This window comes from Neotamlana sargassicola (genome assembly GCF_020523965.1).
GTDB lineage: Bacteria > Bacteroidota > Bacteroidia > Flavobacteriales > Flavobacteriaceae > Neotamlana > Neotamlana sargassicola.
Window position 1 is genome coordinate 1 of sequence record NZ_JAJAPX010000041.1, and the last position, 219, is coordinate 219.

The following is a 219-nucleotide window of genomic DNA, read 5'->3' on the forward strand; positions in this document are numbered from 1 at the left end:
TTAATGCACTTTCTGATGACTGTGGATTAACTGGTGCTGCTACGGTAACCTTTACCGCTACAGATGCCTGCGGAAACTCCGTTTCAACTACCGCTACCTTTACCGTTGAAGATACTACAGCGCCGACTATCGATACTATTGCTAGCGATTTAACTGTGGAATGTGATGGGGCTGGAAATACAACTGAACTTAACAACTGGTTAAATTCTAATGGTGGTG

At 43.8% G+C, this 219-nt stretch carries 1 protein-coding gene; it reads left to right on the forward strand.

Annotated elements, in window-relative coordinates; all coding sequences use genetic code 11:
- Window positions 1-219: hypothetical protein (locus LG651_RS15895; protein ID WP_226697050.1), on the forward strand; the 219-nt coding region annotated here is incomplete at both ends.